At 70.7% G+C, this 15,533-nt stretch carries 11 protein-coding genes; 4 read left to right on the forward strand and 7 right to left on the reverse strand.

Annotated elements, in window-relative coordinates; translation table 11 throughout:
• The first annotated feature begins 143 nt into the window (after positions 1-143).
• Positions 144-1,262, forward strand: coding sequence for a nucleotide disphospho-sugar-binding domain-containing protein (locus ACGFZK_RS26690; RefSeq protein WP_393851389.1), 1,119 nt, complete (start codon positions 144-146; stop codon positions 1,260-1,262).
• Between the two features lie 149 nt (positions 1,263-1,411).
• Here ACGFZK_RS26690 and ACGFZK_RS26695 read toward each other — a convergent pair whose 3' ends face one another.
• The 3 genes from ACGFZK_RS26695 to ACGFZK_RS26705 form a co-directional block, all read right to left on the reverse strand.
• Entirely contained in the window at positions 1,412-2,959 is a 1,548-nt protein-coding gene (locus ACGFZK_RS26695; RefSeq protein WP_393851390.1) for a PH domain-containing protein, read from the reverse strand.
• Complete coding sequence (locus ACGFZK_RS26700; protein WP_393851391.1) at positions 2,956-3,447, reverse strand: PH domain-containing protein; 492 nt, start codon at positions 3,445-3,447, stop codon at positions 2,956-2,958. Before ACGFZK_RS26700 ends, ACGFZK_RS26695 begins: the two co-directional genes overlap by 4 nt.
• Positions 3,448-3,515: 68 nt before the next feature.
• A complete protein-coding gene (locus tag ACGFZK_RS26705; protein ID WP_393851392.1) occupies positions 3,516-4,064 on the reverse strand; it encodes a hypothetical protein in 549 nt (182 codons plus the stop codon).
• Between the two features lie 217 nt (positions 4,065-4,281).
• Here ACGFZK_RS26705 and ACGFZK_RS26710 point away from each other — a divergent pair, with 217 nt between their 5' ends.
• Positions 4,282-5,532, forward strand: a complete 1,251-nt coding sequence (locus ACGFZK_RS26710; protein WP_393851393.1) for a sensor histidine kinase — start codon at positions 4,282-4,284, stop codon at positions 5,530-5,532.
• Entirely contained in the window at positions 5,522-6,154 is a 633-nt protein-coding gene (locus ACGFZK_RS26715; RefSeq protein WP_393851394.1) for a response regulator, read from the forward strand. The genes ACGFZK_RS26710 and ACGFZK_RS26715 overlap by 11 nt, the downstream gene beginning before the upstream one ends.
• 50 nt (positions 6,155-6,204) lie before the next feature.
• Here ACGFZK_RS26715 and ACGFZK_RS26720 read toward each other — a convergent pair whose 3' ends face one another.
• From ACGFZK_RS26720 to ACGFZK_RS26730, 3 genes are all read right to left on the reverse strand, one after another.
• Positions 6,205-9,075: an AAA family ATPase gene (locus tag ACGFZK_RS26720; RefSeq protein ID WP_393851395.1), complete on the reverse strand. Its 2,871-nt coding sequence runs from the start codon at positions 9,073-9,075 to the stop codon at positions 6,205-6,207.
• Between the two features lie 251 nt (positions 9,076-9,326).
• Complete coding sequence (locus ACGFZK_RS26725) at positions 9,327-10,088, reverse strand: thioesterase II family protein (protein ID WP_393851396.1); 762 nt, start codon at positions 10,086-10,088, stop codon at positions 9,327-9,329.
• Positions 10,089-10,888: 800 nt separating this feature from the next.
• Positions 10,889-13,048: a RecQ family ATP-dependent DNA helicase gene (locus ACGFZK_RS26730; protein ID WP_393851397.1), complete on the reverse strand. Its 2,160-nt coding sequence runs from the start codon at positions 13,046-13,048 to the stop codon at positions 10,889-10,891.
• A gap of 978 nt (positions 13,049-14,026) precedes the next feature.
• Here ACGFZK_RS26730 and ACGFZK_RS26735 point away from each other — a divergent pair.
• Positions 14,027-14,656 (forward strand): hypothetical protein, encoded by a 630-nt coding sequence (locus tag ACGFZK_RS26735; RefSeq protein WP_393851398.1) that lies wholly within the window; start codon positions 14,027-14,029, stop codon positions 14,654-14,656.
• A 230-nt stretch (positions 14,657-14,886) separates the two neighbouring features.
• Here the strand turns inward: ACGFZK_RS26735 and ACGFZK_RS26740 are convergent, their stop codons facing one another.
• Positions 14,887-15,531 (reverse strand): hypothetical protein, encoded by a 645-nt coding sequence (locus ACGFZK_RS26740; protein WP_393851399.1) that lies wholly within the window; start codon positions 15,529-15,531, stop codon positions 14,887-14,889.
• Between the last annotated feature and the right edge of the window lie 2 nt (positions 15,532-15,533).

Here is a 15,533-nt window from a genome sequence, read left to right on the forward strand (position 1 = left end):
CCTGCGGACAGCGCCTTGACTCCGTATGCGCGACTGCATCAGGATGCGCTGACAAGGCTGGTAATTGCAAGAATAGCCATGCTATTCCATCGTCGACCCTCCGGCCTGGAAAACACAAAGCTACCCAAGGAGGGCGCGTTTCCATGCGCGTACTGTTCGTCTCGTATCCGGCCATTGGCCATGTTTTTCCCACTGTTCCGCTGGCCTGGGCGTTGCGCTCGGCCGGGCACGAGGTGCTGTTCGCCAGCGCGGGCGACGCGCTGGAGGTCGCCAACGCCGGTCTGCATGTGGCGGATGTCTCCCCCGGTTTCCAGCTGGAGAGCTTCCTCCAGTCGACGGCCGGTGAGCTGATGGCCCGCCTGCGCGGTCCGGGCGGTGTCGACACCAAGGACGGGCTGACGCTCTTCGCCCACCTCAACAACCACCTGGCGGACGGCATCGTGCGGACTGCCGACGCCTTTGGGCCCGATCTGATCGTCTTCGAGCAGATCTTCGTGGCCGGTCTGATCGCAGCGGCGCGGCTGGGTGTGCCGGCCGTGCAGCACAACTTCGGTTTCGCGCGGGGTACGCAGCTGCGCGAGCTGACGGTGGCGATGCTCACCGAGACGATGGCGCGGCACGGCGTGGACCAGGTGCCCGACCGGGTGCCGACGATCGACATCGCGCCGCCGAGCATGGCGGAGCCCGAGCGGGACGGCTGGTCGATGCGGCCGGTCCCGTACAACAGCGGCGACGTGCTGCCGGACTGGCTGCTGGAGCAGCCGAAGCGCCGCCGGGTCGGGGTGACGCTGGGCACGGCCTCGGTACACATCAACGGCCTGGGCCCGGTGCAGCGGCTTGCGGCGGCGGCTTCCGAGGTGGACGCGGAGTTCGTGCTGGCGCTGGGCGATGTGGACACGACGGCCCTCGGCGAACTGCCCGCCAACGTACGGGCCGTGGGGTGGGTGCCGCTGACGGCGCTGCTGCAGACCTGCGACGCGGCGGTGCACCACGGTGGTGCGGGGACGACGCTGGCGGCGCTGAACGCGGGGGTGCCGCAGCTCGTTCTTCCGGACGGAGCGGACCGTCACATCAATGCGGAGGCCGTACGGGACCGGGGTGCGGGTCTGCTCGGCACGGCCGACGACCTCGGCGCGGAGGTGCTCGGACAGCTGCTGTCGGACGAGAAGATGACGGCGGTCGCGCGCGAGGTGCGCCGGGAGATCGGGACGATGCCCTCTCCCGTGTCGCTGGTGCCGAGGCTGGAGGAGCTGGTCGGTTGAGCGTGCGGAGGAAGAGCGGTAGGGGCCGTACCCGGAAGTCGTTTCCGGGTACGGCCCCTACCGTGTGCGGGGCGATGGGTGCGAGGTGGAGGGACGGCACGGGGGAGCCGCCCCTCCACCTCTCGGGGGATCGCCAGTTGGTCTGGGGGTCAGCCGCGCGGGACGCGTTCGATGAACGGGGCGAGCAGCTTGGGTACGGCCTCTTCGGCGTAGGCGAGGCCGACGCCGACGGATACGTCCCTCACCTTGTAGCAGCCGACACCCGCGGTGGTGGCGCCGATGGTGAGCAGTCCGTTGCGTCGCTGGAAGTAGGAGCGGCTGATGTTCCAGCCGATGACCCCGTCCCGCTGGAGGGCGACGGTGCGACGGGTGAAGGTGCCGGCACGGACGACGAGGTAGCGGTCGCGGATTCCGTGGCCGAGGGCACGGTAGGCGTCGTTGGCGAGGACGATGACGACCGGCAGGCCGACGAGTGCCGTGATCCAGGCCGTGTGCACCAGGACCGGGGTGAGCCACAGCCCCAGGCCCAGCGGGATCGCGACGACAGGCGCGAGGACCAGCAGGCCGCGGTTGATGCGACGGCGCAGGGCGACGCGGGAGTGCGGGACGAGCTGGGTCAGCTCCGTCGGGGACTGTTCCTCGGCGAGGACGTCGGCGGCGACCCGCAGGGCCTCGTCCCGGGGCACGGGCGGGGTGAGGGAGCAGCGGTTTCGGTTCTCGTCGCTGTTGCTGAGGCCGCTGGCTATGGCGCTCAGGCTGGCGCCGCCCGCCCAGCGCAGCAGCATCGGCTCGGCGACCTCGACGCCGCGCAGCCGGCGCTCCTCGATGGTGACGGAGCGGGAGATGAGCAGTCCGCGGCGGATTCGGAAGCTGTCGTCCTGCTCCCGCTCCAAGCGGTAGTTGGTCCAGGAGTCGACGAAGGTGGCGGTGGAGATCGCAACACCCGCGACGGCGATGATCACGACGGCGACGAGGATGCCGAACCACAGGGGCACGGAACCGAAGCGGTCCTCGATGTCCTTGACGATGCCCAGTTCGAGCGGGTCGACCTTCATCTCGTGCAGGATGCGGTAGGCGGAGCCGACGCCGACGAAGACACTGCCGACGCCCCAGACGGTGAGCGGCGCGTAGCGCAGCCAGGCCCAGTCCATCTCGGCGATGGTGACGTCTTCGTCCCGGCCGGTGGCGCGGCCGCTGCCACGGCGGGCGAGGAGGAGCCTGCGCAGTTCCCTCGCCTGACGCCTGGTGATGCCGTCGAGGGAGAGCTGGCGGCCGGCGGACGAGCTCTGTTCGCCGGTGCCGATGCGCAGCGAGGTGAGGCCGAAGAGGCGGTGCATCGGCTTGGCTTCGAGGTCGACGCTGCGGATCCGGTCGACGGGGACCGAGCGGCGGCTGCGGAAGAGCAGGCCGGAGCGCAGTTCGACGCGGTCGCCGGTGACGCGGAAGCGGGTGGTCAGCAGCCGCATCGTGCTGATCCCGGTGATGACCAGGAAGGTGATCACCAGTGAGCCGAGCGAGATGATGGCCTGGAGGTTGGCGCCGGTCAAGGCGACCGTGACGGCGAACAGGGCGAGCGGTCCGGCGAGCATGCTGAGGTTGACCCACAGCAGTCTGGGGCTGAGCCTGCTCCATTCGGGGCCTTCGGCGGCGCCGTGGGAGGTTCCGGTGGCCTCCCGTTGTTCGGTGCCGTGGCTCATGTCGCGTCTCCCGGCGTGGCCTGGGTCGTCCTGGTGAGGTGCTCGACCACTTCCTGCGCGATCCGGCGGTCGATTCCCTTGATCTTCACGGCGCCGGAGTAGGAGGCGGTGGTGACGGTGATGCCGGAGAGGCCGAAGAGCTGCTGGAGAGGTCCGCGCAGGGTGTCCACGGTCTGGATACGAGACACCGGCACGACCCGCCAGCGCTGCCAGAGCCAGCCGGACGCCGCGTAGACGGCTTCGTCGGTGGTCTCCCAACGGTGCACCCGGTAGCGCCAGACGGGCATGACGGCCATGTAGGCGAGGCCCGGTACGAGCGAGATCACGAAGGCCCAGCCGAAGAACGGCCTGGCGGGCGGGATGGAGAGATACAGCACGCCGAAGACGATCGGCAGGGGCAGGGCGAACATCGCAGACTGAAGCGTCCACCAGCCCACTGCCCGGGCTTCGACACGATTGCGCGGGGGCCTGAGCCTGACATCATCCATGTGTTTCACTGCTTCACCCTAGTTCTGGAACGATCTTGCACCGCAGCCGGATCTGACGCTCCGTCATATCAGTGCGTATGGGCGGAACTCGCCTGGTGTGCCGCCGTGTTGCCGACCGCAGGAGTCTGGCCGTCGCGCAGCCGGCGACGCTTGTTCAGCAGGACGGCGATCCGCGTCAGCACCATGGCCAGGGCCATGAAGACGAAGGCGTTGGAGTAGACGGCCTGTCCGCTGAGCTTGTAGTCGGTGCTGAACCGGACGATGCCCTCGCTGAACCAGTGCTGTGAACCGTAGGCGAAGAGCACATGCGGGGCAGACAGTGCGGTCCACACCAGCGCGTAGCCGATACCGCCCTTGGTGTAGACCTCACCGGCGGCGTCCCGGTGGGCGGGGAGCAGTGCCGCGGCGACCAGTCCGCAGATGATACCGCCGCCGATGCCCGCCAGTTGGAGCGAGGGGTCGTTGCCGTCGATCGGCAGCGTGTGCACGAAGAGCGCGAGGGCCATGACGACCGCAAGGATCGGGGGCAGCATCCGCATATTGGTGACGCGGCGGGTGCCGAGGTCGGTCGACAGAATGATGACCAGGATCATCCCGCCGGCGCTCAGTGCGTTCAAGAACGGGCTCAGGGGATGGACCTCTTCCTTTGCTTCGGCAGTGCCTGTCGTCCGGCATTGCGGTAACTTCATGCCTCTCACCTGCAACGTTAGGGGGCGGGCGAGGGATGCGAGGACAACCGACCGGTGGGTTCCGCTGTCCACCGACCGGTGGACACGGTGGACGCCGCCGGGCCGCCCTCGTACCGCGCCCGGCGGGAGTGATAGGACTTGTCGGGTGAGCACTGAAACCCGGGCGGCGCAGGCGACCGACGGCCCGCATCACGCGCCCGAGGCGGGAACCCGGTGGTTCGGCCTGTGGGACGCTCTCTTCGCGGTCTCGTACGCCGTCACCACCATGCTGCTGTTCACCTCCGCGGGTGAGCAGGTCCACCGTGCCGTGGCCATGGCCGCGCTGACGGTGGCCGTTCCCTGGTACGCCGCCCTGGGGCGCAGCACGATGATCGACGAGGGCCAGGGGCACGGCCGGCGCAGCATCGTCTTCTCCGTCGGCCTGTTCGTGCTGTTCGCGGTGGCCGTGGTCTTCGACCTCGCCGCCTCGTTCGCGCTGTTCGCCGTGGTCCCGATGCTGATGATGAGCCTGGCGACCTCACCGGCGATCGCCGTGGTCACGCTGGCCAATCTGATGCCGGTCACCGTCGTGTGGCTGCGCGGCGGCACCCTGAGCCGCGACATCCTGGCCGTCCTGCCCACCTCGCTCCTCGGCATCGCCCTGTCGGTCATGCTCGGGCTGTGGATCACCCGCGTGACCCGGCAGAGCCGGGAACGGGCCGATCTCATCGAGGAGTTGCACCGCAACCGCGAGCAAGTCGCCCGGCTGTCGCGCAAGGCGGGGGTCTCCGCCGAGCGCGAGCGGCTCGCTCGGGAGATCCACGACACCCTCGCCCAGGGCCTGACCAGCATCATCGGCCTCGTACAGGCCGCCGAGACCGACTTCACGGCCGACCCGGAACTGGCCCGGTCGCATCTGGAGCTGGCGGGGCGCGTGGCCCGCGAAAGCCTGGCGGAGGCACGCGAGTTCGTCACCGAGCTCACCCCGCCCGCGCTGCAGGAGTCCTCGCTGGTGCAGGCGACGCGGCGGCAGGCCGAGGGCCTGACGGCGCAGACCGGCATGCGGGCGCACGTCACCGTCGAGGGAGACGAGCGGGAGCTGCCGATGGCGGTCAGCGTGGTCCTGCTGCGTTCCCTCCAGGAGGCCATCGCGAACATCCGCAAGCACGCGGGCAAGGCGCGCACGGCCGAGATCCGGCTCGTGTACGCACAGGACACCGTGCGGCTGCTCGTACGGGACGACGGACCCGGGTTCGCCGTCACCGGGGACCAGCAGGGAAGCGGGCTGCGCGGCATGCAGACCCGCGTGCACGAGATCAGCGGGGCGGCGACCGTGGTCAGCAGCCCCGGGCAGGGCACCACCATCGAGGTGACAGTGCCCGTGCCCGCGAGTGGAGAGGAAGCCGATGAGCGCTGACAAGACGATCGGCGTGATGCTGGTCGACGACCATCCGGTCGTACGGGAGGGTCTGCGCTCGATGCTGCAGTCCGCCGACGGCGTGAGCGTCGTCGGGCAGGCCGACTCGGGCGAGGAGGCGATTGCGATGGTCACCAGGCTGGCTCCCGACATCGTCCTGCTCGACCTTCGGATGGGTGGGATGGACGGGGTGGAGACCACCGGCCACCTGCTGCGCGCCGCTCCGGCCACCAAGGTGGTGATCGTGACGACGTACGAGAGCGACACCGACATCCTGCGGGCCGTGGAGGCGGGCGCGGCGGGCTACCTGCTCAAGGGCAGCTCGCGCGACGACCTGGTGCAGGCGGTGAAGGCGGCGGCCCGCGGCGAGACGGTCCTGACGCCGTCGCTGGCCCCCAAGCTGTTCCGGGCCCGGGTGGTGGAGCCGCCCGTGCTGTCGGACCGTGAGCGCGAGGTGCTCCAATTGGTCAGCCTCGGGCTGACCAACGCGGACATCGGCCGTCGTCTGTTCATCAGCGAGGCCACGGTGAAGACGCATCTGCTGCGGTCGTTCAAGAAGCTGTCGGTCTCGGACCGGACGGCCGCGGTGATCACGGCACTGGAGCGCGGCCTGCTGTCCTGACGGGTTCGGCCCCGGGACGGCGAGCACCGCCCTCCCGGCGCCGAGCGCGGTCAGGCGATACTCGGCAGGCTCATGTCCGACAGCCGTGCGGGCAGATCGCGGCGCCGCTTCACCTTCAGCTTGCGATAGATGCGCGTCAGATGCTGCTCGACCGTCGACACCGTGACATAGAGCTTGGTCGCTATCTCACGGTTGGTGTGGCCGCGCGCCGCCAGCAGCGCGACCCGCGCCTCGGCCTCGGACAGGACCTCGACCTCACTGAGGAGCTCTGCCTCCCGGCCGCTCTGCGCACCGGCCTCCCCGTCGACCTGGCCCGGCATGAACTGCTGGCACAGCGGTTCGGCGCCGCAGGACTTGGCGACGTGCCAGGCCTTGCGCACCAGCATCCGGGCCCGGTTGAAATCGCCCAGCGCACGGTAGCCGCGGCCCAGCTCCCCCAGCGCCACCGCCAGTTGGAGCCGGTTCCCGCCCTCCTCCAGGGTCTCGACGGCCTCGATGAGCCGCTTGAGCCGGAACGTGAGGTCACCGCCGGTTTGGGCGAGCGTGAGCAACAGGAAGCCACGCGTCCGGCTGCCCGCGGGCCCCGTCTCGCGCTGCTTCTGCTGCTCGGTGTACTCCTTCGCGCGCGCGACGTTGCCGAGGGCCAGCCACGCCTCGGCGGCATCCAGCCGCCACGGCACCAGCTCCGCCGCGTCCATGCCCCAGGCCTGCATCAGCTCGCCGCAGTTCAGGAAGTCTCGCACGGCGGCGTGGTAGCGGCCGGTGGCCAGGTGGCAGCGGCCCCGGGCCCTGAGGTAGTGCAGGCCGGCAAGGGTGTCGAACATGGCCTCGGGCACGGGCTGTTCGAGCAGGCTCATCGCCGCCTCGTGGTCGCCCATCTGGACCTCGGACTCGACGAGGATGGCCAGCGGCAGTGCGATGCCCACGCCCCAGCTCTGCAAGGAGATGCGGGACATGGCGTGGCGTGCCTGGGCGGCCGCGCCGGGCAGATCGCCCTGGCGCAGCAGTATCTCGGCCCGGACCACGCCGAGGGCGGCCTGCCAGGTCGGGGCGTTGTGGGCGGAGCACTCGCCGAGCAGTCGTTCGCACCAGGCGAAGGCAAGGTCGAGGCGTCCCGCGTAGACGACGGCGAGGAGGGCGAAAACGAGTGGCTGGAGGGTGCGGTCGCTGAGGTGGTAGCGCTGGAGCACCCGGGTGGCCTTGCTGACGGCGGCGTCGGCCTGGGTCCCGCCGCGCAGGGCAGTGCGGACGGCGTCGGCAGCCTGGACGTAGGCGTTGTCGGGCATGTCGTACGGGACGGTCTCGAGCCCCACGACGGGCAGCGCCCCCGGCGCGCCTGACAGCGTTGTCCACCGCGGGTCCAGGGCGTCGAAGATGTCGCGGGTCGGTGGGCTGACCATCGAGAGCCAGCTCTGGGCGGCGGCGAGCGTGCTCGGGTCGTACGCAGGCGCCCGTCCGGCCGCCTCGGCCTTGCTGTCGGTCTTCTGCAGCTGCAGTACTGCCTCGCTCGCGCCCCGGGACTCCCCCATCCACACCAGGAGCGACACAGCCTGGACGAGATCACGATCGGCGAGCCGGCCGGCGGCGAGCTCGCGGGACAGCTGCCGCAGATGCCCCTCGGCCGCGGCCGGGCTACTGCGCCAGACAATGCTCACCAGCCGGGACTTGAGGGCGGCGTGCCGGGGGCCCTCGGCACAGGAGGCGACCGCCAGCTCCCCGCAGCGCAGGGCGAGTTCGTGCTCGTCGTCGACGAGGGCGTACTCGACCGCCTCCTGGAGGACGGGGATCGCCCAGTCCTCGACGTTCTTGCGGGCGGCGAGGAGGTGGCGGGCGACATCGAGCGCCGTCGCGCCTTCCTGGTGCAGGAGTCTCGCGGCGCGCAGGTGCAGTGCGGACAGCGCGGCGGGAGGGGTGGCTTCCAGGACGGCGGTGCGGGCCGCGGGGTCGCGGAAGGAGCCGCCCTGCAGGACGGCGCACCGGCTGAGGTCCTGGAGAGCCTGTTCGGTGGCCTTGACGTGCAGGTCGACGATCCGGCTGAGCAGGACCGCGGAGCAGGCGCCACCGAGTACGGCGACGCCCCGGGCGACGGTCAGCAATTCGGGGTCGCCGCGGTGCAGACAGTCGAGCACGGCGCGCTCGAAGGTTTCGGCGGGGGCGAGCCGCTGGAAGGGCTCGCTGTCCCCGAGCGCCGTGAGGCCGTCGTCGACCAGCGCCCTGACCAGCAGCGGATTGCCGCCGGTGGTCTCCTGGCACTCGGCGGACAGCCGTTGCGCCGCCGATGGGGAGAAGTGGTCGGCGAGGACGCGCGCGGTGCCGCCCATGGTGAGCAGGGGAAGCCGGAGGCTGGTGCAGTTGGGCTGGCGCTGCAGTTCGGCGTGGAAGGCGAGCTGCGCGGACCGCAGCCGGACGGCTTCGGTGAGCACGATCAGAACACCCGCCTGCCGCACTCGGCGAGCGAGGCACAGCAGGAAGGCGAGGGAGAGTTCGTCGCCGTGGTGGACGTCGTCGACCGCGATGACGACGGTCCGGTTCCGGGCGATCCGCAACAGCGCGGTGGCGACATGGGGCAGGACGCGCATACCGGCCTCGACGGTACCTTCGGCGTCCGTCGTCTCGGCGGAGACGCGGTCCAGCAGTTCGGTGGCGTAGGCGTGGACCTCGGGCGACAGGGGGGCCGCACTGTCGAGGATTCTGCGCAGAATACCGAAGGGCAGATAGCGCTCCGCCCGGGAGCCCGCGGCTTCCAGCACCAGCGCGCCCGCGGAGATCGCCTCTTCGGTGAAGGTCTCCAGCAGACTCGTTTTCCCGCCGGCGACTGCCCCACTGATGACGGCGACGCGTCCCCGGCCACGCATTGCGCTGCCGAGCAATTCCTTCAGTGTCTCCAGCTGTTTCTCGCGCTCGACGAGCCTAACCGCCATTGACTTTCCTTCCCCCGAACTGCACGACTTGCTAAGACCTCGCCATGGGCCCGGTGGGTGCCCGACGCAGGCGCGCCGCCGCACCGCTTGGTGTTCCGGCGCACCGTATGCACCGGTGGCCCGTCACCGTGGCCTGCCCCTTTCGGTCGCCACCGGTCGGCCGTTGGTCATTCGGCTTCCCGGCTCCGCGCTGCAGCGGAGGTTGGCACGGGGCGTGCCGGGTTTCCCCGGACCGGTTCACGGCGTTCTGCTCACTCTTTTCGAGCTGCTGCGGCGAGTTCCTCCGAAACAATTTTCATGATCTGTTCCTGATGATTCGCCAAGAAGAAATGGCCACCCGGGAAACAATGCATGTCGGATCCACCGGTCGTGTGCGCCTTCCAGGCGTCCGCCTCTTCCCGGCTGGTCCTCGGGTCTGCGTCACCGGTCAGCACCGTGATGGGAGTACGCACGACGTCTTCCGGCGCGGCACGGTAGTTCTCGATGGCGGTGTAGTCGCTTCGGATAGCGGGGAGCACCATGCGGAGGATTTCTTCGTTTCCGAGTATCTTCGCGTCGGTCCCGCTGAGTTCCCGCATTTCCGCCACAATCCCGTCGTCATCACGCAGATGCACGGTCTCGTGGCGGAAACTGGAGGGCGAGCGTCGGCCGGAAGCAAAAATCCGCACCGGAGTGACGCCGTGGTCACGCTCCAGCCTGCGCGTCACCTCGAAGGCGAGAATCGCGCCCATGCTGTGGCCGAAGAACGCCAGGGGGCGATCGAGCCACGGTACGAGCTGCCCGGTCAGGGCGTCCGCGTAGGCGCCGATGTCGACGATCCCGGGCTCGTCCCTGCGGTCCTGCCTGCCGGGGTACTGCACCGAGAGCACGTCCACCGCCGGAGCCAGCACCTGGGACATGGGGAAGTAGAAGGAGGCCGAGCCGCCGGCGTGCGGCAGACAGACCAATTGGATCGGGCTTTCGTCCGAAGCGTGGTAGCGGCGAACCCAGAGGCTAGTTTCTTGCTTTTTCAACGAACTGAAACTCCCTGTCCAAGCCCCAGATGCAGCGCGCTCGTTCGGCGGCTCGAACCCTTCCGCCACTTCCGTACGCGCGTTTCGGTAGAACCATGTCTAGCAGAGCGATCAAGGCCGGGAGTACCCCTACTTTGCACCCCTACTCTGGCTGGAACCATCCGGTCCCGAACCCTGATCCGGCATTCGATCTCCCTGCACAACGGCAGGGCCCCTGGCCCGACCGGGAGCGACGGCAGCCCCTTCCACGCCGAATACTCCACCACGGATGCCGGCAGGGGCGACTTCTGCCGCGTGGCTCAAAACAGACCATGTGCCACTTCCCGCAGAGGCATATCTTTGCCTTTGCTTTACGGGGTCGGGGCCGCAGGCGCTTCAGTAAGGGCTGTCCCGTAATCCCCGGTGGATCAGCGCACGGCGGCAGACACGGTGCCCCGCACGGCGGAGGGGCGCCGCGATACTGGGCGCATTCGAGCGCTCCGACAACGCGGCGAGATGCCGTAGCTGTCGTCGTGCGCCCGTCCGGGATTACGGGACAGCCTTTGGCCCCACTCGTTCATGAGTCACCATCAGTTGACCGGCGGGAACTCTGTGTTTGTGCGGTGTGGTCTTTTCGGGGGCGGGACAGGCCGCGGGCCCGGAGCCGGTAGACGGCCCGGGTGGGGACGCCGGCCCAACGCCACCGGTCAGGCAGGCGGTGGCACGAGTTCGGCGGCGGTGAGCAACAGCCGGAGCCGGAATCCTTCGGGTTCCCAGCGGCGGGCGAGCCCGGCCTGATCGAGAAGACGGGCGGAGTTCGCCTACCCGGCCAGCGCAAGGACGAGCGGGAGCACCTCGCCCGCACCGGACTGGCGCAGGAGGCGTGCACCTACGGCCAGGGTCCAGCCGGAGTCGGTGTAGTCGTCGACGAGCAGGACCGGGCCGGGGGACGCGGCCAGGGCTGCGGAGAGTGCGTCGGGCACGGTGAACGAGGCGGCCAGGGCGCGCAGCCGCTGGGCGGAGTTGCTGCGGTGCGCCGGGTACGCGTCGGCCTCCGGGGTGTAGGCGAGGCTGCCCAGCAGCGGGAGCCTGCCGACCCTGGCCACGCCCTCGGCCAGTGAGCCGACCAGCTGCGGACGGGTACGGGACGGCATGGCGACGATCCCCACCGGCCGCGCCACCGCGTCAGGGGCACCGCCGGCCCAGCCGCCCGGTGAGCGGGCCCAGTCGGCCAGCACCGTCACGACGGCGGCCAGCACATCGTCCGGGACAGGCCCGTCCGTGGCCTGCGCCGACAGCAGGGGGCGCAGCCGGTTGCCCCAGCCGATGTCCGACAGCCTGCCCAACGCGCGCCCGGTGGCCGCCTGCTGGCCCGCAGGGATTCGGCCCTTGAGGTCCATGCCGACCGCGGCGAGCCCGGTCGGCCACATCTTGCGAGGCTCAAGCTCGGCCCCCGGGCGGTCCAGTTCGCCGGTCGCCGACGCGAGGGCCGCGGGAGACACGGCCGCCTCCAGCCAGGGTCCGGCGCAGTTGTCGCAGCGGCCGCACGGGACTGCCTTCTCGTCGTCCAGCTGCCGCTGCAAGAACTCCATCCGACAGCCCGTCGCCGAGACGTAGTCGCGCATGGCCTGCTGCTCCGCCGCCCGCTGCCTCGCGACCCAGGCGTACCGTTGCGCGTCGTACGCCCACGGCTGCCCGGTGGCGGTCCAGCCGCCCTTCACACGCTTGACCGCCCCGTCCACGTCCAGGACCTTCAGCATCGTCTCCAGGCGCGAGCGCCGAAGATCCACCAACGGCTCCAGCGCCGGCAGCGACAGCGGACGGCCCGCCTCCTCCAGTACCGCCAGGGTGCGACGCACCTGCTCCTCGGGAGGGAAGCCCACCGAAGCGAAGTACGCCCAGATCGCCTCGTCCTCCCGCCCCGGCAGCAGCAACACATCCGCATGGTCCACACCACGCCCCGCACGCCCCACCTGCTGGTAATAGGCAATCGGAGACGAGGGCGACCCCAGGTGCACCACGAACCCCAGGTCCGGCTTGTCGAAACCCATTCCCAGCGCCGAGGTCGCCACCAGCGCCTTCACCCGGTTCGCCAGCAGATCCTCCTCCGCCTGCAACCGCTCGGCGTTCTCCGTCTTCCCCGTATAGGAAGCCACCGGATAGCCGCGCTGCCGCAAGAACGCCGCGACCTCCTCCGCCGCCGCCACGGTCAGCGTGTAGATGATCCCCGAACCCGGCAGATCCCCCAGCCGGTCCCCCAGCCACGCCAGCCGGTGCGCCGCATCCGGCAGCTCCAGCACCCCGAGCCGCAGGCTCTCCCGGTCGAGCGGTCCACGCAGCACCAACGCGTCCCCGCTCCCCGTGCCCAGCTGCTCGGCCACATCCGCGGTCACCCGAGAGTTGGCGGTCGCCGTGGTGGCGAGGACCGGCACACCCTCCGGCAGCTCCGCCAGCATCGTGCGCAGCCGGCGGTAGTCCGGCCGGAAGTCGTGGCCCCAGTCCGAAATGCAGTGCGCCTCGTCGACCACGAGCAGGCCGGTCGTGGCTGCGAGCTTGGGCAGCACCTGATCACGGAAGTCCACGGAATTGAGGCGCTCCGGGCTGACGAGGAGGACGTCGGTCTCGCCGCGCTCGACCTCCCCATAGATGGTGTCCCACTCCTCCGGGTTGGCCGAGTTGATCGTCCGCGCCTGGATCCCCGCTCGTTTCGCCGCCTCGACCTGGTTGCGCATCAGTGCCAGCAACGGCGAGATGATCACCGTCGGACCGGAGCCGCGCCTGCGCAGCAATGCGGTGGCGACGAAGTACACCGCGGACTTGCCCCAGCCGGTGCGCTGCACCACCAGCGCCCGCCGTCGCTCCTCCACCAGAGCCGCCACCGCCTGCCACTGGTCCTCCCGCAGCCGCGCCGAACCCCCGGGATCACCGACGAGCTCAGCGAGGATGGTGTCGGCTTCAGCACGGAGCTCCAGGTTGTCCATGCCCCCATGCAACCCGATGGCGCCGACAATCGGCGAATCCACCCAGCGTGGCGGTCACCTCACGCGCGGATCACCTGGCAAGAGCGCCGACGCGATTGCGACGAGAGCCGTGACAACGGCCGGGACATCAGCACCCGACGCGCAACGGGCGCCTTAAACGCATCCCACCTCGGCCACGCCGGAGAACGGCCACCCGGCGAGGTCGGATCAAGCTGGTTGATGATGTCCGGTCCGTGTTCGGGCGCGCGGACGGAGTGGCGAACGACGCGACCGTCAGTGCGGCCCTCCGCACGGCCGCAAATGACGGCTCCGTCGCCGTCGTGCCCAGGGTGAATTCTTGTCCACCATCAACCTGGATCTACGCGTTTACGCAGGTCAGAGCGCCAAGTCCGGCGGGACGGTGAATGCGCTCCCCGTTCCGTAGCCCCGAGCGGCCGAACAACCCGCCCGGCCGCCGCCGGGTGCGGACCAATCCGGCCGACCTGCCGCCGGGCGTCCCGCCGCGCGCCACGACCGCCACGGCCCCTGCCCGCGTGACGGCCCGCGTCGCCGAACAGCTGGGCACCGGAGCCGGCACGTGCACCTCGGCTCGCCCTCCTCCCCCCTCGCGGCTGCGTACACGGACCAGGCCCCGGGGTTCGGGCCGGTGCTCCTCGTGGACGACCGCGCGGAGAGCGGGTGCACGCCCGCGGTCGCCGCCCGGCTGCTGCGGCGGGCAGGCGCGAAAGAGGTGCCCCCGCTGGTGCCGGCGCTTCAGGGATGGCCGAATGCGTCATCCTCGGCGTGGCGGGGCAAGGATATGAACGGCATACCGGCGAATTCCGGTCGGCGGCCTCAATTGCTCGTTGCCGCACGCTCCGAAGCCACGCGAGAATTGAGGTGCTCCCGCTCGGCTCCCCGGCACCCTCCTGGGCCGCGCTGCGGCGCGCCCTGACTCCAGCCGTGCCCGTCCGCGGGCGTGTACCCGAAGGGAGGACCGTGACCTTCGGATTCGCGCCGCCCCCGACCGCGTCCCTGATAACAGCCACCGGCGGTACCAGCCGCCACGGAAGACTGCTGGAACCCGCGGAATGGACGGCGGCAGGCATTCCGCTGCTGCGCAATCCGCGCGAGGTCGTCAGCGGGCTGCACTCCCGGCACAGCCCGGTGCCCTCGACCGCGGTGATCGCCGTCCTCGGCCCGGAGGAGCAGCTCGTTGCGAGCGCCTCCTTCGTGCAGAGGTCGGCCTCGGCCGACGGCTGGGAGTACCGCAACGCCCTGTTGTCCCGGCTGCGCCGGGTCCTCCCGCACGATCTGCGGCGACGGACTCCGGTGCGGACGGCCGTGCTGCTCTACTGCCGCGACGGCGACGAGCGGTGGACCGAGGAGGACGGGGCCTGGATGTGGGGGCTGCGGGACGCGTGCACCCTGCACGGCCTGCGCTGCGGCGCGTACATCACGCTGACCCGCGGCGGCTGGCAGGTGCTGGGCGAGGGCCGGGGCGGCCGGCGGCCGAGCTCCGACTCGCGGCCGCAGCGCCTCGGCGACGCCGTGGCCGAGTTCTCTCCGCTGGCCCTGCACACCGGGGGCGGCGCGGTCGAGGCCCTGCGGCGGACCGCGGCGCGCTGACCCCCGTACGACTCTCCCCGCACGACTGACCCCCGTACGACCGGACCTCGCACGGCCGCCCTCGTACAGCGGCGCGTGCAGGTGGCACGCGGGCATGCCTCACGGCCGTACACCCGGGAGCGGGCGTACGGCGGATCAGGCCTCGGGCTCCGAATCGGGCCCCGGCGCGGGCTTCAGCGGGGCCGGCTCGAGGCCCGCCCCGCCCTTCGCCCGTGCCGGGGTACAGGGCGTCAGACGCCCGCACCCAGCACGGAGTTGATCTGCTGGGCGTCACCGCACACGATCAGCAGCGCACCCGCCCGGGTGAGCGCGACCGGCAGGGTGCCCGCGACGGTGTCGACCGCTCCGCCGTTGACCACGAAGACCACGACGGGACGGCCGGCGGCGCGCTGGACCTGCGCCGCGTCCGCGTAGAAGACGTCGTCCCCGGCGTCGTGCAGGGCCCAGTACGCTGCCTCGCCGAAGGACAGCTCGTGCGCGGCCCACGGGTGCGGGTCGCCACTGGTGAGCACCAGGATGTCGCCGGGCGCACGCCCGGTGTCGAGCAGCAGGTCGACGGCCTCTTCGGCCGCGTCCAGCGCACCCTCGGCAGAGGCCGGGATCAGCTGGATCTGCGGCACCGCCGCGGAGACGGACGGTGTGGTGGGTGCAGCGGCAGGGGCTGCGGGAACGGGTCCGGGGGTGGCCTGCGGCGCACGCTGTGCGGGCGGTGCGGGCCGGGCGGGACCGGGGCGGCCGGGCCGCGGTACGACGGCGGGACGCGGACCAGGTACAGGGCGGGGGGTCTGCGCGGTGCGGCTCGCGGCCGGCGTGACGCGGGGACCCTGGGCACTCTCGTGAATCTGAGGCTCCTCGATGGCGGGGGTGAGAGGCATGA

Source organism: Streptomyces sp. NPDC048257, assembly GCF_043201855.1.
Lineage (GTDB): Bacteria > Actinomycetota > Actinomycetes > Streptomycetales > Streptomycetaceae > Streptomyces.

Bases quoted from the DNA above. Each gene is read 5' to 3' on its own strand.
- ACGFZK_RS26690 (WP_393851389.1), top strand. From the start codon at position 144: ATGCGCGTACTGTTCGTCTCGTATCCGGCCATTGGCCATGTTTTTCCC.
- ACGFZK_RS26695 (WP_393851390.1), bottom strand. From the start codon at position 2,959: ATGAGCCACGGCACCGAACAACGGGAGGCCACCGGAACCTCCCACGGC.
- ACGFZK_RS26700 (WP_393851391.1), bottom strand. From the start codon at position 3,447: ATGGATGATGTCAGGCTCAGGCCCCCGCGCAATCGTGTCGAAGCCCGG.
- ACGFZK_RS26715 (WP_393851394.1), top strand. From the start codon at position 5,522: ATGAGCGCTGACAAGACGATCGGCGTGATGCTGGTCGACGACCATCCG.
- ACGFZK_RS26720 (WP_393851395.1), bottom strand. From the start codon at position 9,075: ATGGCGGTTAGGCTCGTCGAGCGCGAGAAACAGCTGGAGACACTGAAG.
- ACGFZK_RS26730 (WP_393851397.1), bottom strand. From the start codon at position 13,048: ATGGACAACCTGGAGCTCCGTGCTGAAGCCGACACCATCCTCGCTGAG.
- ACGFZK_RS26740 (WP_393851399.1), bottom strand. From the start codon at position 15,531: ATGCCTCTCACCCCCGCCATCGAGGAGCCTCAGATTCACGAGAGTGCC.